Origin of the sequence: Rhizobium laguerreae (assembly GCF_019778565.1) — a bacterium.
GTDB classification, from domain to species: Bacteria; Pseudomonadota; Alphaproteobacteria; order Rhizobiales; family Rhizobiaceae; genus Rhizobium; species Rhizobium laguerreae.
Window position 1 is genome coordinate 1339747 of the sequence record NZ_JAAXQT010000001.1, and the last position, 24014, is coordinate 1363760.

23 protein-coding genes and 1 tRNA gene are annotated in these 24014 nt (G+C 61.6%); 10 read left to right on the top strand and 14 right to left on the bottom strand.

Translation table 11 applies throughout. From position 1 onward, the window contains the following. Positions 1-80 precede the first annotated feature (80 nt). Positions 81-2033, top strand: coding sequence for a DEAD/DEAH box helicase (locus HFO71_RS06605; RefSeq protein WP_077978199.1), 1953 nt, complete (start codon positions 81-83; stop codon positions 2031-2033). 65 nt (positions 2034-2098) lie between these two features. Further along, positions 2099-2533 (top strand): GNAT family N-acetyltransferase, encoded by a 435-nt coding sequence (locus HFO71_RS06610; RefSeq protein ID WP_077978198.1) that lies wholly within the window; start codon positions 2099-2101, stop codon positions 2531-2533. A 24-nt stretch (positions 2534-2557) separates the two neighbouring features. Here HFO71_RS06610 and HFO71_RS06615 read toward each other — a convergent pair whose 3' ends face one another. Beyond that, positions 2558-3397, bottom strand: coding sequence for an SDR family NAD(P)-dependent oxidoreductase (locus tag HFO71_RS06615; RefSeq protein WP_077979193.1), 840 nt, complete (start codon positions 3395-3397; stop codon positions 2558-2560). Between the two features lie 159 nt (positions 3398-3556). Between HFO71_RS06615 and HFO71_RS06620 the strand changes: the two genes are divergently transcribed. Then, the gene (locus HFO71_RS06620; protein WP_025394629.1) at positions 3557-4450 is read left to right on the top strand and encodes a LysR family transcriptional regulator; all 894 of its coding nucleotides are present in this window, start codon (positions 3557-3559) and stop codon (positions 4448-4450) included. Positions 4451-4697: 247 nt separating this feature from the next. Here the strand turns inward: HFO71_RS06620 and HFO71_RS06625 are convergent, their stop codons facing one another. The 3 genes from HFO71_RS06625 to HFO71_RS06635 form a co-directional block, all read right to left on the bottom strand. Next, positions 4698-6944 (bottom strand): xanthine dehydrogenase family protein molybdopterin-binding subunit, encoded by a 2247-nt coding sequence (locus HFO71_RS06625; RefSeq protein ID WP_077978197.1) that lies wholly within the window; start codon positions 6942-6944, stop codon positions 4698-4700. Between the two features lie 12 nt (positions 6945-6956). Then, complete coding sequence (locus tag HFO71_RS06630; protein ID WP_011652059.1) at positions 6957-7430, bottom strand: (2Fe-2S)-binding protein; 474 nt, start codon at positions 7428-7430, stop codon at positions 6957-6959. A gap of 343 nt (positions 7431-7773) precedes the next feature. Then, the gene (locus HFO71_RS06635) at positions 7774-8148 is read right to left on the bottom strand and encodes a c-type cytochrome (RefSeq protein ID WP_011652058.1); all 375 of its coding nucleotides are present in this window, start codon (positions 8146-8148) and stop codon (positions 7774-7776) included. Positions 8149-8678: 530 nt separating this feature from the next. On the opposite strand from HFO71_RS06635, the gene HFO71_RS06640 reads away from it, so the two are divergent. Continuing rightward, on the top strand, positions 8679-9344 hold the full coding sequence (locus HFO71_RS06640; protein ID WP_131642180.1) for a class I SAM-dependent methyltransferase: 666 nt from the start codon (positions 8679-8681) through the stop codon (positions 9342-9344). Between the two features lie 8 nt (positions 9345-9352). Here the strand turns inward: HFO71_RS06640 and HFO71_RS06645 are convergent, their stop codons facing one another. The 5 genes from HFO71_RS06645 to HFO71_RS06665 are packed head-to-tail and all read right to left on the bottom strand — an operon-like array spanning position 9353 to position 14811. Beyond that, the gene (locus tag HFO71_RS06645; protein ID WP_077978195.1) at positions 9353-10576 is read right to left on the bottom strand and encodes a molybdopterin molybdotransferase MoeA; all 1224 of its coding nucleotides are present in this window, start codon (positions 10574-10576) and stop codon (positions 9353-9355) included. Continuing rightward, positions 10573-11070: a cyclic pyranopterin monophosphate synthase MoaC gene (moaC, locus tag HFO71_RS06650; protein ID WP_025394624.1), complete on the bottom strand. Its 498-nt coding sequence runs from the start codon at positions 11068-11070 to the stop codon at positions 10573-10575. Before moaC ends, HFO71_RS06645 begins: the two co-directional genes overlap by 4 nt. 1 nt (position 11071) lies before the next feature. Beyond that, positions 11072-11884: an indole-3-glycerol phosphate synthase TrpC gene (gene trpC, locus HFO71_RS06655; RefSeq protein ID WP_025394623.1), complete on the bottom strand. Its 813-nt coding sequence runs from the start codon at positions 11882-11884 to the stop codon at positions 11072-11074. Between the two features lie 9 nt (positions 11885-11893). Next, the gene (gene trpD / locus HFO71_RS06660; RefSeq protein ID WP_025394622.1) at positions 11894-12910 is read right to left on the bottom strand and encodes an anthranilate phosphoribosyltransferase; all 1017 of its coding nucleotides are present in this window, start codon (positions 12908-12910) and stop codon (positions 11894-11896) included. Positions 12911-12918: 8 nt separating this feature from the next. After that, the gene (locus tag HFO71_RS06665) at positions 12919-14811 is read right to left on the bottom strand and encodes a peptidylprolyl isomerase (RefSeq protein WP_077978194.1); all 1893 of its coding nucleotides are present in this window, start codon (positions 14809-14811) and stop codon (positions 12919-12921) included. A 219-nt stretch (positions 14812-15030) separates the two neighbouring features. Between HFO71_RS06665 and HFO71_RS06670 the strand changes: the two genes are divergently transcribed. Next, the gene (locus HFO71_RS06670; RefSeq protein ID WP_025394620.1) at positions 15031-15312 is read left to right on the top strand and encodes a hypothetical protein; all 282 of its coding nucleotides are present in this window, start codon (positions 15031-15033) and stop codon (positions 15310-15312) included. 99 nt (positions 15313-15411) lie between these two features. Here HFO71_RS06670 and HFO71_RS06675 read toward each other — a convergent pair whose 3' ends face one another. Continuing rightward, on the bottom strand, positions 15412-15666 hold the full coding sequence (locus HFO71_RS06675; RefSeq protein WP_020050024.1) for a GlsB/YeaQ/YmgE family stress response membrane protein: 255 nt from the start codon (positions 15664-15666) through the stop codon (positions 15412-15414). Between the two features lie 837 nt (positions 15667-16503). Between HFO71_RS06675 and HFO71_RS06680 the strand changes: the two genes are divergently transcribed. The 3 genes from HFO71_RS06680 (at position 16504) to HFO71_RS06690 (ending at position 19027) form a co-directional block, all read left to right on the top strand. Further along, the gene (locus HFO71_RS06680; protein ID WP_077978193.1) at positions 16504-16656 is read left to right on the top strand and encodes an entericidin; all 153 of its coding nucleotides are present in this window, start codon (positions 16504-16506) and stop codon (positions 16654-16656) included. A 494-nt stretch (positions 16657-17150) separates the two neighbouring features. Next, complete coding sequence (locus HFO71_RS06685; protein WP_025394618.1) at positions 17151-18023, top strand: transglutaminase family protein; 873 nt, start codon at positions 17151-17153, stop codon at positions 18021-18023. Positions 18024-18199: 176 nt separating this feature from the next. Further along, the gene (locus HFO71_RS06690; protein ID WP_077978192.1) at positions 18200-19027 is read left to right on the top strand and encodes a transglutaminase-like domain-containing protein; all 828 of its coding nucleotides are present in this window, start codon (positions 18200-18202) and stop codon (positions 19025-19027) included. Between the two features lie 26 nt (positions 19028-19053). Here HFO71_RS06690 and HFO71_RS06695 read toward each other — a convergent pair whose 3' ends face one another. Beyond that, positions 19054-19275 carry an alkylphosphonate utilization protein gene (locus tag HFO71_RS06695; protein WP_020050017.1) on the bottom strand — a complete coding sequence of 74 codons (222 nt, stop codon included), beginning with the start codon at positions 19273-19275 and terminating at the stop codon, positions 19054-19056. 102 nt (positions 19276-19377) lie between these two features. Beyond that, positions 19378-20274 carry a LysR family transcriptional regulator gene (locus HFO71_RS06700; RefSeq protein WP_077978191.1) on the bottom strand — a complete coding sequence of 299 codons (897 nt, stop codon included), beginning with the start codon at positions 20272-20274 and terminating at the stop codon, positions 19378-19380. A 143-nt stretch (positions 20275-20417) separates the two neighbouring features. Between HFO71_RS06700 and HFO71_RS06705 the strand changes: the two genes are divergently transcribed. Continuing rightward, on the top strand, positions 20418-21845 hold the full coding sequence (locus HFO71_RS06705; RefSeq protein WP_131642181.1) for an MFS transporter: 1428 nt from the start codon (positions 20418-20420) through the stop codon (positions 21843-21845). A 345-nt stretch (positions 21846-22190) separates the two neighbouring features. Here HFO71_RS06705 and HFO71_RS06710 read toward each other — a convergent pair whose 3' ends face one another. Together HFO71_RS06710 and HFO71_RS06715 are read right to left on the bottom strand one after the other, a co-directional pair. Then, positions 22191-22916, bottom strand: a complete 726-nt coding sequence (locus HFO71_RS06710; RefSeq protein WP_077978189.1) for a 3-keto-5-aminohexanoate cleavage protein — start codon at positions 22914-22916, stop codon at positions 22191-22193. A gap of 405 nt (positions 22917-23321) precedes the next feature. Beyond that, positions 23322-23411: transfer RNA gene (locus HFO71_RS06715), tRNA-Ser, on the bottom strand. Positions 23412-23682: 271 nt separating this feature from the next. Here HFO71_RS06715 and HFO71_RS06720 point away from each other — a divergent pair. Continuing rightward, positions 23683-24009: a GYD domain-containing protein gene (locus tag HFO71_RS06720; RefSeq protein WP_221987686.1), complete on the top strand. Its 327-nt coding sequence runs from the start codon at positions 23683-23685 to the stop codon at positions 24007-24009. Positions 24010-24014 lie beyond the last annotated feature (5 nt).

Genomic DNA, 24014 nt, shown 5'->3' on the forward strand with positions numbered 1-24014 from the left:
TAGGAACGGCGCAAATACCCCGCCGGCTGGCTCCGGCCATGGCGCAGCAACGCGCCTGACAGCTCCGAAAGATCGAACTCATGACAGAATTTAACGGCGTCGTTCCGGCGATCGCCAAGGCGTTGCAGAAGCGCGGTTACGCCGAACTCACCCCGGTGCAGAAGGCGATGCTCGATCCAGCGCTCGCCGCTTCCGACGCGCTGGTCTCGGCCCAGACCGGCTCCGGCAAGACCGTCGCCTTCGGCCTGGCGCTGGCGCCGACGCTGCTTGAGGGCAGGGAGCGCTTCGGCAATGCCGGCGCGCCGCTCGCCCTCGTCATCGCCCCGACGCGCGAGCTTGCCCTGCAGGTGAAGCGCGAACTCGAATGGCTCTTTGAGATGACCGGCGCGGTGATCGCCAGCTGCGTCGGCGGCATGGACATCCGCAGCGAGCGCCGCACGCTCGAACGCGGCGCCCATATCGTCGTCGGCACGCCCGGCCGGCTTTGCGACCATATCCGCCGCAGGGCGCTCGACATGTCGGAACTGAAGGCTGCCGTGCTCGACGAGGCCGACGAGATGCTCGATCTCGGCTTCCGCGAAGACCTGGAATTCATTCTCGATGCGGCGCCGGACGAACGCCGGACGCTGATGTTTTCGGCAACGGTGCCGGCTGCGATCGCCAAGCTTGCCAAGAGCTACCAGCGCGATGCCGTGCGCATCAGCACCGCGGCCGAGGAAAAGCAGCATATCGACATCGAATATCGCGCGCTGATGGTTGCCCCGAGCGACCGCGAGAACGCGATCATCAACGTGCTGCGCTATTACGAGGCGACCAATGCCATCGTGTTCTGCTCGACGCGCGCCGCCGTCAACCATCTGACCGCACGCTTCAACAACCGCAATTTCGCCGTCGTGGCGCTTTCCGGCGAGCTGACGCAGAACGAGCGCACCCACGCGCTGCAGGCGATGCGCGACGGGCGCGCCCGCGTCTGCATCGCGACCGACGTTGCCGCCCGCGGCATCGACCTGCCGGGGCTCGATCTCGTCATCCATGCCGACCTGCCGACCAATCCGGACACGCTGCTGCACCGCAGCGGCCGCACCGGCCGGGCCGGACGCAAGGGCATCAGCGCCATGATCGTGCCGCTGAATGCACGGCGCAAGGCAGAGCGCCTGCTCGAGAATGCCGGTATTTCGGCTGCCTGGGCGCGGCCGCCCTCGGCCGAGGAAGTGAGCGAGCGTGACGACGAGCGGCTGCTCGCCGATCCGATCTTCAACGAAACGCCGCAGGAGGAAGAGCAGGGGCTGGTACAGCAGCTTCTCGCCAGCCATGGCGCCGAAAAGCTCGCCGCCGCTTTCTTACGTCTTTACCGCACCAATCACTCGGCGCCGGAGGATCTGCTCGAGGTCACCGTGCAGGACGATCGCAGCCGCAAGCGCCGCGACAATGCCGAGCCGTACGAGCCGGCGCAGAAGGGACCGCGCGAAGATTTCGGCGCCAGCGTCTGGTTCTCCGTCTCGGTCGGGCGCAAGCAGAATGCCGAGCCGCGCTGGCTGATCCCGATGCTCTGCCGCAACGGCAATGTGACGAAGCGCGAGATCGGCGCGATCAAGATGCAGCCCGAGGAAACTTTCGTGGAGATCGCCGCGGCGAGCGCCGAAAGCTTCCTGGCGGCGATCGGTCCGAACAAAGCGCTCGAACGCGGCATCCGCGTGACCAGGCTTTCCGGCACGCCGGATTTCAGCCGGGCGCCTGCGCCGAAGCCTTATGCCGGCAAGCCATCTCGCGACGAGCGGCCGGACGACACATTCCGCGGCGAGCGGCCGAAGAACAAGTTCGGCAAGGGTCCGGGCGGCGGATATGCCGCGGCCGATAATAGCGGCGGGGACAAACGGGATAGCAAGCCCTGGAGCAAGAAGCCGGGCAAGCCCGCTTTCGATGGCCCGAAGTCCGACAAGCCGAAATACGAAGGCCCAAGATCTGAGGCCCCCAAATATGAGGGTAAGGGCGGCGGCGCACAGAATAAGTTTTCAAAGAAGAAGCCCGGCTGATCTTGCCGGCAGCCCTTCGCTGGTCCGGCGGAGGGCTTTGGGCCGTATCCCTGAGGGAGGCAAGGATGGTGATGGAAACGGCGATCCTCAGCGTCCCGGTTTTCAGTACGCTCTGCAATGAGGCCTTCCGGCTGCGGCGCGCTATTTTCGTGTATGAGCAGAAGGTTCCCGAAGCCGAAGAATTCGATGCCGACGATCTCAGCGCCCATCATCTCGTCTCCGTCACGGCGGGCGAAGTCTCCGGCACGCTGCGGGTCATTTACGCAGAGGAACATGTGAAGATCGGCCGGGTTGCAGTTGCCGGCCGATGGCGCGGCCAAGGCATTGCAGCCGCAATGATCGGGCGAGCGATGGAACTGCATCGCGGCGCCCGTGACAACCGCTTCTATCTCACCGCGCAGGCGGACAAGCTGCCGCTTTACGAGCGTTTCGGCTTCGTTGCCTATGGCGCGGAATTTCTTGACGGTGGCATGCCGCATCTTGCGATGAAGAATTACTGAGCATCAGCAAAGCGTCGTTCAGGCTTAGGATTTCACGTCAAAGGCAAGCGAACTTGAAAGGTCCCGGTAGGCATCGATCTGTTGCTGCAACAGCGCGATTTTCTGTTCCACCATGCCAACAGCATCAGCTCCGGCGATGAACCGGCGGGGTAGCTCCGGTTGGTTGACCAGGGTGATCAGCGCTTGGGCGAGTTTTGCGGGATCGCCGCTCTGCTGGCCGTTGGCGGACTTCCAGAATGCCGGGTGTTGGGCGCGCCTTTCGTCGTAGTCGCTGACAGATGACGGAGCATATTGGGTTGATTCGTCAGTCAGCAATTCCGTGCGGAAGAAGCCCGGATTGACGATCATCGTTTCGATACCGAACGGCGCCACTTCGGGCTGCAGCGATTCCATCCAACCATCGAGGGCAAACTTCGCGGCAGAGTAAGCGCTGCAAAACTCAAAGCCCAGCAGGCTGGCCGTCGATGAGATCGAGGTGATCTTGCCGGATTCCTGCCGGCGCATCACCGGCAGGACGGCGCGGGTGACACTCATGGGGCCGAGGAGACTGCTGGCCAGTTGGAGATTGATCTGAGGCGGCGTCAGCTCCTCAAAATAGCCTGAGTAGAAGTTTGCGGCATTGTTGACCAATATATCGATGCGACCAAAGCGTTCGAGTGCGGCCTTGACGGCAGAGTCCGCGTCGGTCGGCTTGGTTACATCCAGCGTGACGACGAGCAGTTTTTCCGACTGGCCGATCGCCTTGGCAACGCGCTCCGGATTGCGGCCGGTTGCAACGAGTTTGTCGCCAGCAGCCAGAACCGCCTTTGCGAAATCCAGGCCCATGCCGCGCCCGGCTCCTGTGATCATCCAAACCTTACTCATCGAATTTTCCTTCATGGTTCAAATAGTGCGGGGGTGGCTTCCATCATCATTCGTCTCTCTTGCATGCCGTTTAAGCGGGTTGTGAAATGACAGGTAGCAATGAAGACAAACTTTGATTAGTTAGTATAATCTGCATGAAGTTAGAAATGAGCGAGATAAATGAGGCACGGTGATTTCAGCGAGCTTGCAGCCTTCATCGCCGTCGCCGAGGCCGGAAGTTTCACGCGCGCCTCCGCCAAGCTGGGACTGTCCCAATCTGCCGTCAGCTACTCAGTCAGGATGCTGGAGCAGAGGCTGGGGGTGCGGCTAATCTCACGCACTACACGAAGCTTGTCGCTGACCGATGCCGGAGAGCGTATGCTTCGGAACCTCCGCCCTGCCTTCGAACACATCGAAAGCGAGATCGCAGCCGTCACCTCACTTCGTGACAAGCCGGCGGGCACTATCCGCATCACGACGTTTCGATATGCCGCAATGAGCGTGCTTTGGCCTGTCATGACAACATTCTTGGCGGAATACCCGGATATTGAAATGGAGGTCATTCTTGACGAGGGCCTGACGGATATCGTGGCCGGCCGGTTCGACGCCGGTATTCGCATTGGAGAACAGGTTCAAAAGGACATGGTTGCCGTCAGGATCGGCCCTGACCTTCGCATGGCGGTGGTGGGATCGCCGTCCTACTTCCAGAACCGCACAATCCCGATGACGCCCCGCGATCTCGGCGACCACCGGGGTATTAGCTACCGGCAAACCACAGGAGGTGGATTGTATGCCTGGGAGTTCGAGCGCGACAGCGAGGAGCTTGTGGTCAGAATGAATGGGCCGCTCATCATCAACGATAGTTTGATGCTGGAAGCCGCTGCTTTGGATGGGCTCGGGCTTGCCTACACTTTCGAAAGTCAGGTTTCACAATACGTTGCAGACGGGCGACTGATCCGAGTACTCGAGGATTGGTGCCAGCCGTTCCCTGGCTATCACCTGTATTACCCAAGCAGACGTCAGCATACGGCCGCGTTTGCGCTCCTCGTCGAGGCGCTTCGTTTCAAAGGCTGACGCTCCTGCCAGGGCTGTACGCAAGATGGTCGCGATGGGTTGGGGGACTGATCTCACTTGCGCGATTGCCGATAGATGTAAGGTCCTGTCTGTCCTGATTGCTGATGAAGCGCGCGGTCATCGCTGACTGCGAAGTCTTAGCGCCGTTATTGTCAAGACGTCACGCGACAGGAACATCGCGGCCCTGTGCGGCTCGCTGCATTCAGCGGCGCACAGGACCGGGGCAGGCTCTCGTCCGAGCCAGGTTCTAAGCGAGGTTGAAAGGCATCTGCCTGACCGGCTTGCCTGTCAGACGCGAGATGGCATTGGCAAATGCCGGCGCCAAAGGCGGCAGGCCGGGTTCGCCCATGCCTGTCGGTGCATCCGCGCTTGGAACGATGTTGACGTCGAACTCCGGCACATCCGTGATCCTTGCCACCGTGAATTCGCTGAAGTTGCCTTGCTCCACAATACCGTCCTTGAGCGTGATTTCCGCGCCGGCAAGGCATGTCGACAAGCCCATGATCGCCGCGCCCTGGACCTGCGCTTCCACGGTCCGAGGGTTGACGGCCAGATTGCAGTGCACCCCCGCCGTAACCCGATGCAGCTTGGGCTGCCCGTCGACGACGGAGGCTTCCACCACGTAGGCCACCACGGATGAAAAGGATTCGTGCACGGCCACACCCCAAGCCCTGCCTTCTGCCAATGTCCTACTGCCGTAACCGCTCTTGTCTACGGCGAGCTGCAGTGCATCGCGATGACGAGGATGCTCATTGCCAAACATCTTCATGCGATATGCGACCGGATCCTGGTCGGTGGCTCTCGCTATATCGTCAAGCAAGGTCTCCATCACGAAAGCCGTATGAGTGGAGCCAACGCTGCGCCACCACAGAACCGGCACGTTGGCAACAGGATGATGTACTGTCAGGCGCATGGGAAGCGGATAGGGGCTCCGCATCCCCTCGGTCGTGGCGGCATCGATGCCGTCCTTCACCTGGAACTTCTCGAACACGGTTCCCGTCAGTATGGACTGGCCGACGATGGTGTGGTCCCAGGCCAGCACATTGCCCTCTTTGTCGAAGCCGATGCGAGCGCGGTGAAGATGCGTTGGACGGTAGTAGCCGCCCCTCATATCGTCCTCGCGGCTCCAGAGCGTTCGCACCGGTGCGTTCAGCCCCGCCGACCTGGCGGCCTTGGCTATCTGGCAGGCCTCCATTGCCGTGTCGCTGCTGCTGGAAAAGCGCCGGCCGAAGCCACCACCCGATGTCTGCACGTTCACCACGACCTGTTCCGGCTTGAGGCCGAGCACGTTTGCGGCAACGCCGGCATCGAGCCCTGCACTTTGGCTCCCCATCCAGATTTCGGCACGATCGTCGGAAAGCCGAACCGTGCAGTTCAGCGGTTCCATCGCCGCGTGGGCGAGATACGGAAACACGAACTCGGCTTCCAGACTCAAGGGAGCGGTTTCCAATGGCGCCATGTCGGCATCGAACTGGCGCGGGCCGGGGCGATTGGCGATCTCGCGAAACTGGGCAAGTTGCTTTTCACTATCGACCTTTTCGACATCCGATGTGTCCCATTCCACCTTAAGGGCGTTGCGACCCTGAGATGCCTGCCAATATCCGTCGGCCACCACGGCCACGCCCTCTGCACCGCGATCCAGCGGTACACGCAAAACAGCTTTCACGCCCTTTACTGAACGTGCTGCGCTGTCGTCCAGAGAGGCTATCTTGGCTCCGAAGACCGGAGGGCGAGCCACCACGGCCGTCAATTGTCCCGGCAGCTTGAAGTCGATGCCAAAACTCTGTTGGCCGCTGCTCTTGGCTTGTGCGTCCAGACGCTGGGTGGGCTGGCCGATGATGCGGAAATCCTTCGGGTCCTTCAACGCTATTTTCTGAGGCACCGGCAGGGCCATGGCCGCTTCGGAAAGTTCTCCATAACCGAGTTTGCGGCCATCGGGAGCCAGAACCACACCGGCCTCGGTTCGCAGCGCGGAAACATCCACGTTCCAGCGGTCTGCCGCGGCTGCGAGTAGCATGGCGCGGACGCGGGCACCCAGCTCGCGATACTGCGTAAAGCTGTTCTTGATGGTGTTCGAACCGCCGGTAAGGTGCATGCCGAAGAGCGGATCAACATAGGCCATGTCATTGGTGCCGAGCTGGCTGCGTACTAAATTCCAGTCCGCGTCGAGTTCTTCGGCAAGGATCATCGGCAATGCCGTTTGGACGCCTTGACCGAACTCCAGCCGATTGATTGTGACCATAACCTCGCCATTTGGTGCGATTTGAACAAATGCGGAAGGCTGCTCGGTCGGCTTCAGAGCGATCGGCGCCTCACCCGCGTCGATGGGCTGGGCGGCGGCCAGATGGGGGAAAATGCCGACAGCCAAACCGAGGGTCCCCGTCAGCTTTAGAAAGCTGCGGCGTGGCAACGCCTGGACCGGTGTTGAACGGCCTCGTTCCAGCATGTGCTGCAGCGCACGCGGTAATTCGCTATAATCCATGTTCGGCAACATATGGCGTCTCCCTCAGACTAGATTGCTGGCAGCATCGGCTACGGCGGCGCGGATACGGACATAGGTTCCGCAACGACAAATATTACCTTCCATTGCCGTATCGATCTCCGAGGCGGTCGGCTGCGAACCGGAGGGCAGGGATGCCAGGAACGCCGTGGCGCTCATGATCTGACCGCTCTGACAATAACCGCACTGCGCTACATCGTGCTTGACCCAAGCTGCGCTTACAGCGGCGCCGACGCGGTCGCTGCCGTCGGTCGCTTTTTCTATGGTGGTGATATTCAGGCCCTCGGCAGCGGAAAGAGGGGTGCTGCAGGAACGGACAGCCTCACCATCCAGATGTATCGTGCACGCGCCGCAAAGCGCGGCGCCGCAGCCGAACTTGGTCCCGGTCATGCCGAGCGTGTCGCGCAGGACCCAAAGGATGGGTGTCTCCGGGTCGGCATCGACCTCGTGCTGATTACCGTTGATATTCAGTGTGATCATGACTGGTCGGTTCTCCGATGTTCATAGTGGATGTGCTCGTTGACTGAAGTCGTTCAGCTAACGGTCAGAACCGTCGATCTCCGAGGAGAGCGACGGCGACGGGAGTGCCGCCAGCAACCTCCAGGATGATGAGACGCCGTCGACCAAGAGCCTGCTTTCCGCGGCAACGTTAGCTCGTCCGGCGGCGCCCAATTAGTTGGCAAAACCTGCACGACGTTAGAAAGGCGGCTTCTGAATGCGAGGCAAAAGCACGAGCAGACACGTCAACCCAAGACCGGTCAGCGATGATCAGCCGCGTTGGGTGCCCATCGATCGCCGGCTTGCTCAGCCAAGAGGTTCGCCGCTACTCCGACAGGGACTTCAGGTAAGCGATGATGTTTAGCCGATCCTCAGGCTTGGGTACGCCCACGGTCATTGTGGTGGTCGGTACAACCTCGCGAGGCGCTGCTAGAAATCGGTCCAACGTCGCCTCGTCCCATACTAATCCCGACGCCTTCATGGCCGCCGAATAGCGGACGCCTTCTACAGAGCCGGCCGCGCGCCCGACAACGCCACCGAGCCCCGGCCCAGCCTTTTTCTGATCCGTGGTCGAATGACAGGCGGAACAGCGCTGAAACGCTTTTTGTCCCAAGGCGACATCTCCCTCCGCTGCCGCAGGAGCCGTCGCCGACACAAGGATCAAGGTGGAGATCACAACGGAGGCCAAAATTTTTGTCATGCGTGTTCTTCCCGAATACAGGCTGTCGAAGCCCTGAAAGGACGGTGGAGTAGCGCGCGCCAGTACCGTTGCTGGCAGGCCGCGCTAAAGACCTTGGACCCTAGACACGCCTCATCGTCGCCGGACATGGCATCGCACTGGAGACGGCGGTTGGTTGGGGACGTTACCTCGCCTCAGCATGGAGCATTAGGCGGTACTATCTGCATGATGTTAGAAATGAGGTTCATAAATGCCCGACAGCCAACGATCGTCGACGGAGGTTGTCTGCCTTGCTTTGCACCAGCAGGACGCAACCCTCTCGATGCCTGCCGCTAAGATGGTCTCGCTTCAACGGCCTGTGTTGCGTTCTTGAATGGCATATGGCACGCCTCATCACGAATAGCGGTTCAGTTCCTTGCGAAAAGCTTGGCTCGTCTTCATTATTTCACCTAAATCGTGGCGTGCATAAATGGCGGTGAATTCCACAACGGCGGCCTGCTCTTGCTATTAAAAACGATACGCCGTTACAGCGCCGGCAGGAGCAGACGACGATGAAACGCCCCGGTATGCCGAATCCCGATCCGGCCGCCTTCATCAAGGCTAACCTGCCGATATCATCGGTTCCCTCCATCCCCGAGATCCGGCTTCATACGGCGGGACCTGCGAGCGGGCTCTGGCGGCTTGCCGGTCGTGGAGAGGCCGATCCGCCGCCTTACTGGGCCTATCCCTGGGCGGGCGGCGCCGTGCTTGCCCGCCATCTGCTCGATCGACCGAAAACGGTCGCGGGCCGCCGTGTCCTCGATCTCGGCGCCGGCTCCGGGCTCGTCGCCATCGCGGCGGCAAAGGCCGGAGCAGCCATGGTGACGGCGATCGATATCGATGCCAATGCCATTGTTGCGATCGACCTCAATGCAGCGATCAACGGCGTGGATATCGTAGCCTGGGCCGCCGATATCATCGAGGATCCGCCGCCGGAGACCAACCTTCTCGTTGTCGGCGATCTGTTCTACGACCCCTCACTTGCTCTGCGGGTGATGGCCTTCCTGCGGCGTTGCCAGGCCGCCGGTATCGAAGTGTTGATCGGCGATCCCGAGCGGGCCTACCTGCCTCAGGGCGAACTCAGCCGCATTGCCACCCACTCAGTTGCGGATTTTGGCGGGGGCACAGGCGGCGGGGCAGTGCCGGCAGGCGTCTTTGCGCTGGTCGGCAACGACTGAATGTCGGATTATGCCAGGAGATCCGGCCGCAACAGCATGACCGGGCAGGGCGCACCGGCCGGCAATTCCGGCGCATTCGGCGGGCGGATGACGAGGCAGTCGGCTGCGGCGAAGACCTTCATCATCGAGGAATCCTGCTTGCCGAACGGTTCCGCGAGCCAGCCGCCGGTGGTCGATTTTGCCAGCCTGGCGCGGATATAATCCTGACGATGGTCATTGGCCCGCAGCGGCACGGCTGTCTCGGCGGTCATCTCGCGCCGGGTCGGCGGCAGGGAGGCGAGCCGGCGGATCAGCGGCTCCAGGAAGAGCAGCGAACAGACGAGGCTGGAGACCGGATTGCCGGGCAGGCCAAGGACATGTGTCTCGCCGAAGCTGCCGACCATCAGCGGTTTGCCGGGGCGCATGGCGATGCGCCAGAAATCGAGCTGCATGCCGGCCTCGATCAGCGTGGCCTGCACCAGATCATGGTCGCCGACCGAAGCGCCGCCGAGCGTGACGATCACATCGACCTTGGCGTCCCGCGCCGTGTCGATCGCCGCGGTGATCCTGGCCTTGTCGTCAGGCACGATGCCGAGATCGAGCACATCGGCGCCGGCTTTGCGGGCAAGGGCTGCAATGCCAAACGTATTGGATGCGATGATCTGCGAAGGGCCGGGCGTGCTTCCGGGCGGCAGCAGTTCGTCGCCGGTTGCGAGGATGGCGATCAGCGGGCGCCGCAGCACCTCGACATCAGGCCGGTTCATACCGGCAGCAACCGTCAGCCGCGAGAAATCGAGCACGGTGCCGGCCGACAGCACGGCTTCGCCTTCGGCGAAATCCTGGCCGCGGGGACGCACATGCTGGCCCTGCCGCACGGGGAAATTGGTTCTGATTCCGCCCTCGATCTTCTCGGCATCCTCCTGCAGCAGGACGCTGTCCGCACCTGGCGGAACAGGCGCACCGGTGAAGATGCGGACGGCCTCTCCCTGGCCGACGCTTCCCTCGAAGCCGTGGCCGGCGGAAGACATGCCGATGACCTTCAGCACGGCGCCTGGCTCCGGCGCGTCTTCGCGGCGTAGCGCATAGCCATCCATGGCGGAAGCATTGAAAGGCGGCTGGGTCAGGCCGGCCGTCAGATCAACGGCCAGGACGCGGCCCTCAGCCTCGGCAAGCGGCAGCGTCTCGGACTTAGCAATGGGCTTTGCGCTGGAGAGCAAGCGGTTCAGGGCTTCGGCGACCGGAAGAAGGTTCATCTTGCCTCCGGATGACGGAAATCGCCGGATTTTCCGCCGGACTTTTCAAGAAGTCTGATGCCACCGATCTCCATTGCCTTATCGGCCGCCTTGGCCATGTCGTAGATCGTCAGACAAGCGACCGAGACGGCGGTCAGCGCCTCCATCTCCACACCGGTCTTGCCGGTGAGCTTGACGGTCGACGTAACGCGCAGACCGGGCAGGGCGGCATCTTCCGCGATCTCGACCGTGACCTTCGTCAGCATCAGCGGATGGCAGAGCGGGATGAGATCGGCGGTGCGTTTTGCCGCCATGATGCCGGCAAGGCGCGCCGTGCCGATCACATCGCCCTTCTTGGCATTGCCTTGGCGGATGAGAGCAAGCGTTTCCGCCGCCATCTTCACATGGCCCTCGGCGGTGGCGATGCGCACCGTCTCGGCCTTGTCGGAGACATCGACCATATGCGCCTCGCCGGAGGCACCGATATGCGTGAGGCCTGGCTTTTGGCCGCTCATATCATTCGGCCGCGATGGCGGCTTCGCCAAAGAGCAGAGCGCGGGTGGCGGTGGCGACGTCCTCCTTGCGCATCAGGCTTTCGCCGACAAGGAAGGTATTGATGTCAACGGCCTGCAGGCGCTTGCAATCGGCATGGGTGAAGATGCCGCTTTCGCCGACCAGGAGCCGATCATCGGGCACCATGGGGGCAAGCGCCTCGCTGACGGTGAGGCTAACCTCGAAGGTACGCAGATTGCGGTTGTTGATGCCGATGAGCGACGAGGAGAGTTTCAGCGCCCGCTCCATCTCCTCGTCGTCGTGGACCTCGACCAGCACGTCCATGCCGAGGGCGAAGGCCTCGTCCTGCAGGCGTTCGGCTTCACCGTCCGATAGTGAGGCCATGATCAGCAGGATGCAATCGGCGCCCCAGGCGCGGGCCTCGTGCACCTGATACGTCTCGAACATGAAATCCTTGCGCAGCGCCGGCAGCGTGCAGGCAGCGCGGGCGGCGGTCAGAAATTCCGGCGCGCCCTGGAAGCTCGGCCTGTCGGTCAGCACCGAAAGGCAGGCGGCACCGCCGGCCTCATAGGCGCTCGCCAGCGACGGCGGATCGAAATCCGGGCGAATGAGACCCTTCGAGGGGCTCGCCTTCTTGATCTCAGCGATGAGGCCGAAGCGGCCGGCATCATGCTTGGCAATGAGCGCCTTGTGGAAGCCGCGCGGGGCGGACTGGCCGGCCTGCATCGCCTTCAGATCGGCAAGCGACACCGTCGCCTTGGCAGCGGCGATCTCCTCGCGCTTGTAGAGTTCGATCTTCTTCAGGATATCGGTCATCGAACAATCCTAGTCGATATCGTTGGAAACGGCGATGAGTTTGTCGAGGGCGAGCGCGGTCGCACCGCTATCCAGCGACTGCGTGGCCAGCGTCATGCCGTCGCGGATCGTTTCGACCTTGCCGGCGATGACGAGCGAGGCGGCGGCATTGGCGAGCGAGACATCGCGATACGCATTCTTGGCGCCGCCGAGCACCTCGCGAAGCGCTGCGGCATTGGCGACGCCATCACCGCCCTTGATGTCGGCGAGCACGCAAGGGCTGACGCCGAAATCGGCGGGCGAGAGCTCGAAGGTGCGGATCTTGCCGTCTTCGAGGGCTGCGATTTGTGTGATGCCGGTGGTGGTGATCTCGTCGAGGCCGTCGCCATGGACGACCCAGACGCATTCGGAGCCGAGATCGCGCATGACTTCGGCAAGCGGTACCAGCCATTGCGGCGAGAAGACGCCGAGCAGCTGGCGGCGGACGCCCGCCGGATTGGAGAGCGGCCCGAGCAGGTTGAAGATCGTCCGCGTGCCGAGCTCAACCCTTGAGGGGCCGACATGGCGCATGGCGGAATGATGCAGTTGCGCGAACATGAAGCCGACGCCGGCTTCGGCGATGCAGCGGGAGATGATCTCGGGACCGACGTCGAGCTTGACCCCGAGTGCGGCCAGATTGTCGGCTGCGCCCGATTTCGAACTCAGTGCCCGGTTGCCATGCTTGGCGACGGGCACACCGGCGCCGGCGACGATCAGCGCCGCCAGCGTCGAGATATTGTAGGTGCCGCTGGCATCGCCGCCGGTGCCGACGATGTCGATCGCATCGGCCGGCGCCTCGACGGTCAGCATCTTCGAGCGCATCGCGGTGACCGCGCCGACGATCTCATCGACGGTTTCGCCGCGCACCCGCAGCGCCATCAGGAGGCCGCCGATCTGCGAGGGCGTCGCCTGGCCCGACATCAGGATGTCGAAGGCGGCTCGGGCCTCGTCACGCGTCAGCGGCTCGCGGCTTGCGGCCTTGGCCAGGAACGGCTTCAGATCGGTCATAAAGCCTCCTAGCGGACCGTCGCCTGTTCAGCGAGCGTCTGGTTGATCTGAGCGCCGTACTGCGTCTGCAGCAGGTTGACCATCTGATCGAGAATATCGTCGCCGGCGGCATTGGCCATGGCGGTGATCTGGGCATCGCGATTGTTCAGCACTTCGCCGGTCGGCTGGGTGTTGACCTCGGTGACCTTCAGCAGGATCTGCGTCGAGGGATCGGCGCCGACAGCACTCGCGACCGTGTCGACCGGACCCGAGAAGGCGGCTGTGACGCCGGCGCGGCCGAGGACTGCATCATCGGTGGAGCGGGTGACACCGCTCTTGCTTTCGACGGCAATGCCGAGCGGCGTTGCGATATCGGCAAGAGCAGTGCCTTTCTTCGCCTCGGCCTTCAATGCCTCGGCCTTCTTAGAGAGCTCGGCCTTCTGCTGCTCCGCCGTCCAGTCCTCGACGGCCTTCTCGCGCACTTCGGCCACCGGGCGGTCGCGGTCCGGCGTGATTTCGCGGACGTTGAACCAGACATAGCCGTCGTTACCGATCGGCAGCGGCGGCGCATCGACGCCGACCTCGGTCTTGAAGGCTTCGCCGAGCAGCTGCTGCCTGGCTGGGATATCCTTGACCTCTTGGCCATCCTTGTCGGCGCCGGTCATATCGACGTCATCGACAGTCACGGCGGTGAGCTTCAGCTGGCCGGCAATATCCTCGAGCGTCGAACCGCCCGCGCGCAGATCCTCGATGCGATCATGAACGTTGATCACTTCCTGAGAGGCGTTGGAGAGCGCCAGCTGCTTGCGGATATCCTCCTTCACCTCGTCGAAATTCTTCGTCGTTTCCGGCTTGATGTTGGTGACGCGCAGGATGACGGGGCCGAAGGAGCCGTCGACGACAGGCGTCGTGCCGCCATCGCGCGAAACCGTAAAGGCCGCATCGGCAACGGCCTGGTCGGGAACCTTGTCCTTGGTGAACTCGCCGAGCAGCACGTCGCTTGCCGTCTTGCCCTGGTCGGAGACCAGCTGGTCGAAGCTGGTGCCGCTCTTCAGCGCCGTTTCGGCAGCGGCGGCGAGATCCTTGCTGGCGAAGGTCAGCTGCTCGATGGTGCGGCTTTCCGGCGTGCGATAGATATCCTTGCTCTTGTCGAAGGCTTCGTGGATCTGGTCGTCGGTGACGGTCGCGGCATCGGCGATATCGGCAGGCTGCAGCTTTAGATAGACGAGCTTGCGGTATTCGGGCGCCCGGTAGCGCTGCTTGACGCCTTCGAACCACGTCGCCAACACGTCGTCGGCCGGTGCCTTGATCGGCTCGATATTGGCATTTGTGAGCAGCAGGTATTCGATGCTGCGGCTTTCGTCACCATAGAGCTTCAGGGCGTCGACCAGCGTCTTCGGTGCGGTGAAGCCGTTGGAGATGGCATCGACCACCTGGCTGCGCACAGCGACCTTGCTGCGCTCCTTGATGTAATCGTCTTGACGGATGCCGGCATTTTGCAGGCGCGAGATGAAGAGTTCGCGGTCGAACCGGCCGTTGACGGCCTTGAAAGCCGGATCGTCAGCGATCAGCTGGGCGAGGCGGTCTTCGGAAAGGCCGAGGTTCATGTCCTCGGCGAGCTGGTCGAGCGAGGCGCCGGCGACGAGCTGGGCGAGCACCTGCTGCTCGACGCCGAAGGCGCGGGCCTGCTCGGGGGTTAGCCGCGTGCCGAACTGCTGGCTGAGGCTTGCCACCTGGCGCTGATAGGCGAGGTGGAATTCGTTGACGTCCACATGCTGATCGCCGACGGTCACGACCGCGGTGCTGTTGCCGCCTGACAGCAGCTCATGCGACACGCCCCAGACGCCGAAGGACGCGACGAGCAGGAGCAGGAGGAGCTTGGCAACCCAGGTCTGAGCAGCTCTTCTCAGGATATGGAACATAGAAACGCAAACCTCGCAGTATCATTGACCCGCGCGCGGGCGGACATTCGACGTTCCTTAAAACAAACCCGACAGGAAATGAAGGGTTTGTCGCGCGAAAAGCTGCACAAGGCGGCGGCTTAACCGCGGCGGCTTTGCGGCGAACAAAAGATCGGTCGCGGCGGAACCTTTCGGCCCGCCATTTCGTTGAAGCGGCATCCCATGAAACAGGAGCAGACCATGGCAGAATTGAAAACCGCTTCCGCCGAATCCACCGCTGCGCGCGTCAAGGCTGATATTGCAGCAGACGATCTGTCGGCGCAGGTCGCAGCCCTTCGCAACGATCTCTCCCGGCTGACGGAAAGCGTGGTCGCGCTGGGGCAGGGGGCGAAGTCGGCAGTGACCGACGAGGCTTCGCTGATGACGGAACGGCTGCGCGACAAGGTGCGCGAAGAACCGCTCGTGGCACTCGCCGTGACGGCAGGCATTGCCTACGTGTTCGGCCTGCTCAGCCGTCGCTGAACGGGAAATTCAGGGTAAGGAAAAGCCGGACGTCATGAACGCCCGGCTTTTAATATTTCCGACGACCGGCAAAAGCGCCGGAGGCCAGCTATCACCGAGTTAGCGGCGGATGACGCGCCCGATCGCAATCAGGATGCAGGCACCGATGAAGCCGGTGATCAGATAGCCCAGCCAACCGGCGAGCGGCTGGATGTTCAACAGACCCAGGATCCAGTTGGCGACGATGGCGCCGACGATGCCGAGCAATATGTTCATGAGCAAGCCCATGCTGCTGCTCATGACTTTTTCCGCCAGCCATCCGGCGATGCCGCCGATGATGATGGCTGCAATCCAACCCACGCCTGCGTTTTCCATGGTTATCTCCCTCCTGGCAAAACGAGTCACAGAATGCACGAAACGAAAGGAATTTCCACTCCCAGTTACCGAGATTGCGTGCGCGTTCAGCAACTTATGTGACTCACGGCTGCAGCAGGGTGACCGGGGAGTGCAGCGTGTGGGAGACAATCTGGAACAGCAGGCCGGCAATGGCGAGCATGGCAAAGCCGAACGGCATAATCAGGCTCTTCCTAAACATCTTCCCTCTCCCCTTTTGCGTAAAGCATAAGCGGAAGCGGACGGAGCGCAACAATATTGTTAACGGATAGTTAAGCTTGGCAATTAATTAAAATGAAATACATCCAAGAGCGCAAAAAATACTTGCGGATGTTGAAAGTTTTGTTTTGCATCTTTCCCGTGTTGTTGGCGGATCATCTGTGATCTATGCGCGCCAGACCTTCCGATCTCCCCTTGTCGTCGAAGCGGAAAATGGTGCTGCTATCTCTCCGGATCGCAAACAATAAGGCGCGGAACGCGGTCGGCACCGGTCCAGTGTCACGCCTTAGGGCCAATCCATTTGCCGCGGCGCAATCAGGTCCGGTGGACGATCAGCATGAAGACGAGGAAGGACGCCGTTGCGACCGTCGCGGCGAAGGCAATCTGGTAGTCCATGTCGTAAACCCCATTGGATGGCTCCCGTAAACGCCTGTGTCGTCACCGAGTTCCATGTCGCGAGTTCGCGCATCGCCTGCGGATTGATTTTGGCGAAGAATGCGTCATCTTCTAAATTTAAGAGTTAGAGCATGATGTCGTCCGAAAACCGCTCACACTTTTCGGCATCATGCTCGAATCACTTTTCATTCGGGGAAACACTTGATGCCAAAAGCTGCAATCGCCATCGCCGGTATCTGCCTGCTGACCCTTTCAGGCTGCGGCAATACCGCATACGGGCTAAAGAAGGACGGACAGGAAGCAAGCCACGCCATGGACAATGCGACACATCGGGTGCTTTCGGCCGGCGCCAAGTAGTGATGCAGGCGATGGAATAAAAAAGCCCGCCTGGGGTGAGGCGGGCTTAGGATTAACAGGGAGAATGGACGGATAGGCTCCGCCTCAACTAATAAAGCATTTTCTTAGGCGCATGACTTTACGTCATTCGACGTAACGGCGACGGGCAACGACCAATGCGGCCATGATTCGCAATCGAATCAGACATATCCGGATCGAATCAGAAGTTGCCCCAGTTCTGAGCGCGGGCACGAGCGCGAATAATCCGGTATTCGCGACCGCCATAGAGCGAGCCGATCGTCAGCAGAAGTGTCAGAACGTCCCAGAAGATATGCATGGTGCCCTCTTAAGGTTGGACGGCTCTGCCGTCGATCGGTGAAGATACAATAGCAATCTTTCGCACGTGCTTATATGACAAGAAATCGGGATGAGCGGGAAAGCCGGCAGCGCTTCCGCAGAAGAGAGGCGGCGTTGCCGCCTTGGAGCAGCACAGTGAACAGATTAGACGGTGGCTTATGACGATTTTCTCCGTCCGCCACATCACGTCCTATCGGTACGTCAGGGACGTCGATTTCGGCGAGCATCGCTTGATGTTCCGGCCGCGCGACAGTTTCGACCAGCGACTGATCGAAGCGTCGTTGACGATCTATCCTGAGGAAAGTCATGTGCGCTGGATCCACGATGTTTTCGGCAATTGCGTGGCGCTCGTCGACTTTTCGAGGCCGGCGTCGGAACTTCGTTTCGAAACCTGGATCACGCTCGATCATACGCCGCAGGTCGCCCTGGATCTGAAGGTCGACGAGGCGGCCCTGACCTATCCATTCTCCTACGACAAGGATGAGATCGCCGATCTGACGCCGGCGATGCAGCGCCATTATCCCGACCCGAACGACGAGGTCGGACGTTGGGCCCGCCAGTTCGTCCGCCAGGGGCGACCGACGGAGACCGGGCATCTGCTGATGACGCTCTGTTACGCCATACGGGAAAGCTTCGTCTATGCGCGGCGCCATGAACATGGAACGCAGACGCCGGTGCAGACCTTGCGGCTTCGCTCCGGCACCTGCCGGGATTTTGCGCTTCTGATGATGGAGGCGGCGCGCATCCTCGGCCTCGCGGCGCGGTTCGTCACGGGCTATGTCTATGTTCCCGACCGGGACGGTTCCACCGTGCTCGGCGGCGGTTCCACGCATGCGTGGTGCCAGATCTATCTTCCAGGCGCCGGTTGGACGGAGTTCGATCCGACCAACGGCATCGTCGGCAACCGCGATCTCATTCGTGTCGCGGTTGCCCGCGATCCGCGGCAGGCAGTCCCGTTGAGTGGCAGCTATGATGGGGACGGGAAGGATTTCGACAGCATGACGGTGCAGGTCAACGTCACTACGAGGTAATCTCGATTGCCTCCGAAATTTCCTTTGATTACAATGAGATAATCGTGATTATTCCGAGGTGCCTTGATTACCCCCGAGGCAGCAGCGCGGAGACGATCGTGTCTGCGGGAACCGGGTAGCGCGATCAACGTTCCATACTCACTCCACCTCTGCGGAGACGCGATAAGGAAGCCACCATGAAGATACGCGCCGGGTTTCATCTGGGCTATGAATGCACGCAGCAGACGCCGATGCTGCTCGTCCTCAATATCCATCCCTCCCGCCGCGCCGATCTTCTCAGCGATCAGACCCTGACATTCGACCGGCCGATCGAGGCCTGGGGCTATACCGATGTGTTCGGCAATGCCTGCAGCCGGATCGTCGCTCCGCCGGGGCTAACGACGATCTCGACGGAGTTCGAGATCTACGACAGCGGCCAACCCGACATCGTTCCCGACGATGCCGTTCAGCACGCGATCAATGACCTGCCGGACGATGTGCTGGTTTTCCTGCTCGGCAGCCGCTATTGCGACACCGACAGGCTTGCGGATTTTGCCTGGGCCAGGTTCTCGTCGACGCCGCTCGGCTGGGCGCGTGTCCAGGCGATCTGCGATTTCGTCCATGACCACATCACCTTCGATTACCTGAAGGCCGACGTCCTAAGGACCGCGCATGGCGGCTTCACCGACAAGGCGGGCGTTTGCCGCGACTTTGCTCATCTGGCCATCGCGCTTTGCCGATGCATGAATATCCCGGCCCGATATTGCACCGGCTATCTCGGCGATATCGGCGTTCCGATCGATCCCAATCCGATGGATTTCAGTGCCTGGTTCGAGGTCTTTCTCGGCGGCCACTGGCATACGGTCGACGCCCGCCACAACACGCCGCGCATCGGCCGGATCCTGATGGGAACCGGCCGCGACGCCACCGACGTCGCCATGTCGACGGCCTTCGGTCCGGCAACGCTCTCCCGCTTCGAGGTAATCACCGAGGAAGTGCCGCAGGAGGCGGTGAAAGCTGATTGATCGGCGGGTCGTGACCGAGGGAAACTTTATGCCTTCTTCAAAAACTCGGTTTTCAGCACGAGGCCTTTGACCTGCTTGGTGCTGCACTCGATCTCGCCCGGATTGTCGGTCAGGCGAATGCCCTTGACTAGCGTTCCACGCTTCAGCGTCTCCGAGGTTCCCTTGACCTTGAGGTCCTTGATCAGCGTCACGGAATCGCCGTCGTGAAGCTGGCTTCCGTTGCTGTCCTTTACAATGATGTCGGTCATAATGTCCCCGCTTGGTGATCCCGGACGGGAAATCATGGCGACGCGGGATAGTCAACCACACGAACGGATCAATCGGCCTGACATCAAATCCGACGCAGCCCTTCAATCAGCTCGCGCGCAGGTGTCCCGAACGCAGCCGCGCAGCCAGCGATGGGCCGGATCGGCATCCATCCTGGGGTGCCAGAGCAATGACACCGTGATCTCAGGCGTCGGGACGGGGAGGGGAAAACTATGCATTCCCGCGCGCAAGGCTCCGGTGTGCCGTTCGGGTACGCTGGCGATCAGATCGGAGTTCCGGGCGAGCTGCAGCGCCGTGGAAAAACCGCTGACGATGGTGGCGATCTGCCGTTCCAGCCCGAGCGCATTCAAGGCGTCATCGATCGGTCCCTTGTCGAGGCCGCGCCGCGAGACGTAGATGTGCTGGCCGCCGGCATAAAGGGAGGGCGTCATCTCGCGCTCGCAAAGCGGATGCCCCAAGCGCACGACGCCGATGAAACGATCGCGGAACAAGGCCTGCGCCCGCACCTCCGGCCCGGTCGTCCCGCCGACGACGCCGGCTTCCAGATCGACGGTCCCGTCGCGAAGCGGGGCGCTGTCCTTGTCCGGCTTCTGCACGAAGCGCAGCCGCACGCCGGGCGCTTGCCGGCCGAGGCGGGCGATGAGATCAGGTCCGAAGCTCTCGGCAAAGCCTTCGCTGGTGCGCAGCGTGAACGTCCGGACCAGTTGTCCAAGATCGAGCGCCTCGGCAGGACGCAGGACCGCCTGCGCGTCCTCGACAATCCGGCCGACCCGCTCGCGCAGTTCGAGCGCGCGCGGCGTGGGGACGAGGCCGCGGCCGGCCCGCACCAACAGCGGATCGCCCGTCGTCTCGCGCAATCGCGCTAAGGCCCGGCTCATCGCCGACGGGCTGAGCCGCAGCCTTTGCGCCGCACGCGCAACGCTGCCTTCGGCAAGCAGCACATCGAGGGTGACAAGGAGGTTGAGATCGGGTGTCGACATGCATCAAGTATAACACGCTTTCATCGTGATGTGGCGTCAGACGCATGAATGAAGTGCAAACCATGCGCCTTTCGCCATATCAAGCAGAGGACTAGGTTTCACCAGTTCCATTCGGGGAACTAAGAGAAAACGGAGTTCACGGGGTGAAATCGATCATTGCAGAGCGAAGCGAGGCCATCGCCGAACAGGCACCCTCCGTACGATGGGCGCTTGCCAGTCTTTCCCTCTCGATGTTGCTGCCGTCACTCGGCACCAGCATCGCCAATGTCGGCCTGCCGAGCCTGGCGCAGGCGTTCGATGCCGCCTTCCAGGATGTGCAATGCATCGTTCTCGCCTATCTCCTTGCCATCACCACCCTGATCGTCAGCGTCGGACGGCTCGGCGACATCACCGGCCGACGCCGGCTGCTGCTCATCGGCATCCTGCTCTTCACGCTGGCCTCGATCCTCTGCGGCGTCGCGCCGACGCTGTGGCTGTTGATTGCCGCGCGCGCTGTACAGGGCCTGGGTGCAGCCATCATGATGGCTCTGACCATGGCCTTTGTCGGCGAAACCGTGACGAAGGAAAGAACCGGGAGCGCCATGGGGCTGCTCGGAACGATGTCTGCGATCGGGACCGCTCTTGGCCCCTCGCTCGGCGGCCTCCTGATTGCCGGGCTCGGCTGGCCGGCAATCTTCCTCGTCAACGTGCCGCTCGGCGTTCTGACCTTCGTTCTCGCCTATCGCCATCTGCCCGCCGATATTAGCAAGGGGAAGACGGATCGGAAGGGCTTCGACATCGCGGGCACACTGCTGCTTGCGCTGACGCTTTCGGCCTATGCGCTGGCGATGACGATCGGGCACGGCCGTTTTGGCCTATTGAACATCGCTCTGCTCTCGGCCGCCGTCTTCGGCATCGGTTTTTTCGTCTTCGCCGAGGCGAGAGCGGCATCACCGCTGATCCAGTTGACGGTATTCCGCAATCGCGTGCTCACCGCCAGCCTGGCGATGAACGCGCTGGTGTCGACTGTGATGATGGCGACGCTGGTGGTCGCGCCGTTCTACCTCTCCCATGCGCTCGGACTCAATCAAGCTCTCGTCGGCGTCGTGATGTCGATCGGCCCCGTCATCTCCATCGTGAGCGGGGTCCCCGCCGGTCGCCTGGTCGACCGTCTGGACGCACCATTCGGCGTCGTCGCAGGGCTCCTCGCCATGGCGGCAGCCTCCGTCGCCATGGCCGTGCTTCCCGGGATATCAGGCTACATCGCCGCCATTGCCATGCTGACACCCGGCTATCAGCTGTTTCAGGCGGCCAACAACACTGCCGTCATGGCGGATGTCCGACCGGACCAGCGGGGCGTCATCTCGGGCATGCTCAACTTGTCGCGCAATCTCGGGCTGATTACCGGCGCATCCGTGATGGGCGCCGTCTTCGCGTTCTCTTCGGGAACACCCGATATCACAGCGGCGCATGCCGAAGCCATTGCCTCAGGCATGCGGATCACCTTCGACGTTGCGGCAGCACTGATTATCGTCGCGCTCGCTATTGCGGTCGGGACTTGCTGCCGCCGCCGAGCGCTCGGGGAGAGTTGAGTCCGGCACTGGTCGCCGCGCGAGCGAAGCTCAGACCAAGGTCCGATTCCATCTCGGACTTCGTGCCCATAGCAACTCTCGGTCAATGCGATAGGTTCTCGCGGCATGTGTGGAGATATTCGGAGTTTTACTGTGACTAAGATCATCGTTGCGGGGATGATACTGACGCCGGTTATCTTCTGGGGTTCTATTGGCGTCCTGATATACTCATACTTCTCGTGAGGGCTGCTCGGTGAATCCTCGACTTCGCCGAGCCCCTATTTCGAAACATTCTGCGCCTTGACGATGCCGGCCGATGGCGCCGAAGAGATTCCGAACTGCCGCCTGGCCGCCGACATATCGGGATCAGATCGTGTGGCCACGGAAGATCGCGACGGCCGCAGTGACCAGCGCGGCATTGTCGTTGGCAATCGTCCCATCCGGGAGGTGCTTGCCATCTTCCAGGCCGATACGGGTGGAGTAGCGCCGCTCGCGCGCCAACCTGACAAAGGGCCAGACGGTGTCGTCGAAACCGTGCAGAAGAATGGGCCGATTGACCCGGCTATCCGTGAGCACCTTGATGATGCCGTCCGCGATATCGCATGCGCGCTGCAAATCCTGCTCGTCATCGAGCTCGATGAGCACGCGAGAGACCCACTCATGATCATCGAGACCGATGTAGCGCTCCGCATCGGCGAACGATGCCAGTCCGACTTCAATGCCGACACCCTTCTGCCGCAGCAGCTGCATGACACCGGGCGCATCGTCTTCCGACAGGTTCACCGAGGCATAATCCGGCAGGACATGCCAGCGGCGGATGGCTTCCCGCGTTTTCTGCCGATCGCCTTCGATCCAGGCGCCCGTGGACACGCCGACCAGCGTTCCCGGGCAGACGCGGCGGATCGCGCCGACAGTGTCGTCGACGGCGGCAAGGCTCTCCCTGCCGTCGGCTCCGCGCGGATGAACGTGGAGCTCCGCAGCGCCGGCAGCGACCGAAGCCGCGGCATCACGCACCATGGCATCGATCGTCAGGGGAAGGAGGGGATGGAAATCGCTCGACCGCGCGCCGTTGATGCAAGCTTGAACGATCATAAAACGAGCCTCGCGCTTGTTGGGCCGCTTAAGACGCCGGGCATACCAAATTGGAAACCTGAAGACTTAGGGGCACTGCCGACAAAGTCATTTCCCTTGCCGTTGCAGCCCCAATAATATCAAATCAGTCGAGATAGGCGACTGCTGCTCTTGTGCAGGTCAAGCTGCGCGCACGCCGACCAGAGGACGGCCACGTGATCTCGTGGCAGCGACGTGACGTCAATCTGCCGCCCGACCCCATTCTTAAGTTAATGGCGGTCGCGTCCCGTTGCTGCCTGTATATCATCTCATCGTCAACGCAAAGGAGGAGGCGTGAAACTCATCTATTGCCTCAGGGAAGGCCAACCTTCTCGACGATTGCGATGACGGATGGATCTCGTGCGAATTTTCGAAAAAAACGGCATATGGCGGAAGAGGTGGGATTCGAACCCACGGTACGGTTTCCCGCACGCCGGTTTTCAAGACCGGTTCCTTAAACCACTCGGACACTCTTCCATCTGATTGAAAAGGTCGAGAAATCCACATTTTGTCGATTTCTGCGAACCGGTTGTTGCTACCGATTTGCGACCCAATCAGTCGATGGCTGGCGTTTTAGCAGCTTTGATAGCAGCGTCAACGTGCTCTGCAGCATTTGCCGACATCCCTGGGGTGACGTGCGAACAAATTCGAGCGTGAGCCGAGCGAGGCCCGTTCCGCTCATTGGAAATGACTGGCGTTCTGCCCGGCTTGAGCGTTTACTGTGTTGTTCTGGCGGAGGAAACAAACCATGGCCATGTATCTCACACGCTTCAGCTACACGCCCGAGACCTGGGCGCGGATGATCGAAAGCCCCGAGGATCGCCGAGAGGCGGCACGCAGTTACATAGAATCCCTGGGCGGAAAGCTGCATGGGTTCTGGTACGCCTTCGGCGAGCATGATGGTTGGAATCTATGGGAGGCGCCTGATAACGTATCGATGGCGGCCGTCGCACTTGCGATCGGCGCGGGAGGCGCGCTCAGCTCCATGGAGACAACCGTCCTCCTCAGCGTCGAGGATACGATCGAAGCCTTGAAGAAGGCGAAGTCGGTTCGGTATCGTCCACCGGCAGGGTAGGTGCG

Excerpts from the sequence above, each read along its gene's own strand:
- HFO71_RS06605 (WP_077978199.1), top strand. The coding sequence starts at position 81 with ATGACAGAATTTAACGGCGTCGTTCCGGCGATCGCCAAGGCGTTGCAG.
- HFO71_RS06610 (WP_077978198.1), top strand. The coding sequence starts at position 2,099 with ATGGTGATGGAAACGGCGATCCTCAGCGTCCCGGTTTTCAGTACGCTC.
- HFO71_RS06615 (WP_077979193.1), bottom strand. The coding sequence starts at position 3,397 with ATGAGTAAGGTTTGGATGATCACAGGAGCCGGGCGCGGCATGGGCCTG.
- HFO71_RS06620 (WP_025394629.1), top strand. The coding sequence starts at position 3,557 with ATGAGGCACGGTGATTTCAGCGAGCTTGCAGCCTTCATCGCCGTCGCC.
- HFO71_RS06625 (WP_077978197.1), bottom strand. The coding sequence starts at position 6,944 with ATGTTGCCGAACATGGATTATAGCGAATTACCGCGTGCGCTGCAGCAC.
- HFO71_RS06630 (WP_011652059.1), bottom strand. The coding sequence starts at position 7,430 with ATGATCACACTGAATATCAACGGTAATCAGCACGAGGTCGATGCCGAC.
- HFO71_RS06635 (WP_011652058.1), bottom strand. The coding sequence starts at position 8,148 with ATGACAAAAATTTTGGCCTCCGTTGTGATCTCCACCTTGATCCTTGTG.
- HFO71_RS06640 (WP_131642180.1), top strand. The coding sequence starts at position 8,679 with ATGAAACGCCCCGGTATGCCGAATCCCGATCCGGCCGCCTTCATCAAG.
- HFO71_RS06645 (WP_077978195.1), bottom strand. The coding sequence starts at position 10,576 with ATGAACCTTCTTCCGGTCGCCGAAGCCCTGAACCGCTTGCTCTCCAGC.
- moaC (WP_025394624.1), bottom strand. The coding sequence starts at position 11,070 with ATGAGCGGCCAAAAGCCAGGCCTCACGCATATCGGTGCCTCCGGCGAG.
- trpC (WP_025394623.1), bottom strand. The coding sequence starts at position 11,884 with ATGACCGATATCCTGAAGAAGATCGAACTCTACAAGCGCGAGGAGATC.
- trpD (WP_025394622.1), bottom strand. The coding sequence starts at position 12,910 with ATGACCGATCTGAAGCCGTTCCTGGCCAAGGCCGCAAGCCGCGAGCCG.
- HFO71_RS06665 (WP_077978194.1), bottom strand. The coding sequence starts at position 14,811 with ATGTTCCATATCCTGAGAAGAGCTGCTCAGACCTGGGTTGCCAAGCTC.
- HFO71_RS06670 (WP_025394620.1), top strand. The coding sequence starts at position 15,031 with ATGGCAGAATTGAAAACCGCTTCCGCCGAATCCACCGCTGCGCGCGTC.
- HFO71_RS06675 (WP_020050024.1), bottom strand. The coding sequence starts at position 15,666 with ATGGAAAACGCAGGCGTGGGTTGGATTGCAGCCATCATCATCGGCGGC.
- HFO71_RS06680 (WP_077978193.1), top strand. The coding sequence starts at position 16,504 with ATGCCAAAAGCTGCAATCGCCATCGCCGGTATCTGCCTGCTGACCCTT.
- HFO71_RS06685 (WP_025394618.1), top strand. The coding sequence starts at position 17,151 with ATGACGATTTTCTCCGTCCGCCACATCACGTCCTATCGGTACGTCAGG.
- HFO71_RS06690 (WP_077978192.1), top strand. The coding sequence starts at position 18,200 with ATGAAGATACGCGCCGGGTTTCATCTGGGCTATGAATGCACGCAGCAG.
- HFO71_RS06695 (WP_020050017.1), bottom strand. The coding sequence starts at position 19,275 with ATGACCGACATCATTGTAAAGGACAGCAACGGAAGCCAGCTTCACGAC.
- HFO71_RS06700 (WP_077978191.1), bottom strand. The coding sequence starts at position 20,274 with ATGTCGACACCCGATCTCAACCTCCTTGTCACCCTCGATGTGCTGCTT.
- HFO71_RS06710 (WP_077978189.1), bottom strand. The coding sequence starts at position 22,916 with ATGATCGTTCAAGCTTGCATCAACGGCGCGCGGTCGAGCGATTTCCAT.
- HFO71_RS06720 (WP_221987686.1), top strand. The coding sequence starts at position 23,683 with ATGGCCATGTATCTCACACGCTTCAGCTACACGCCCGAGACCTGGGCG.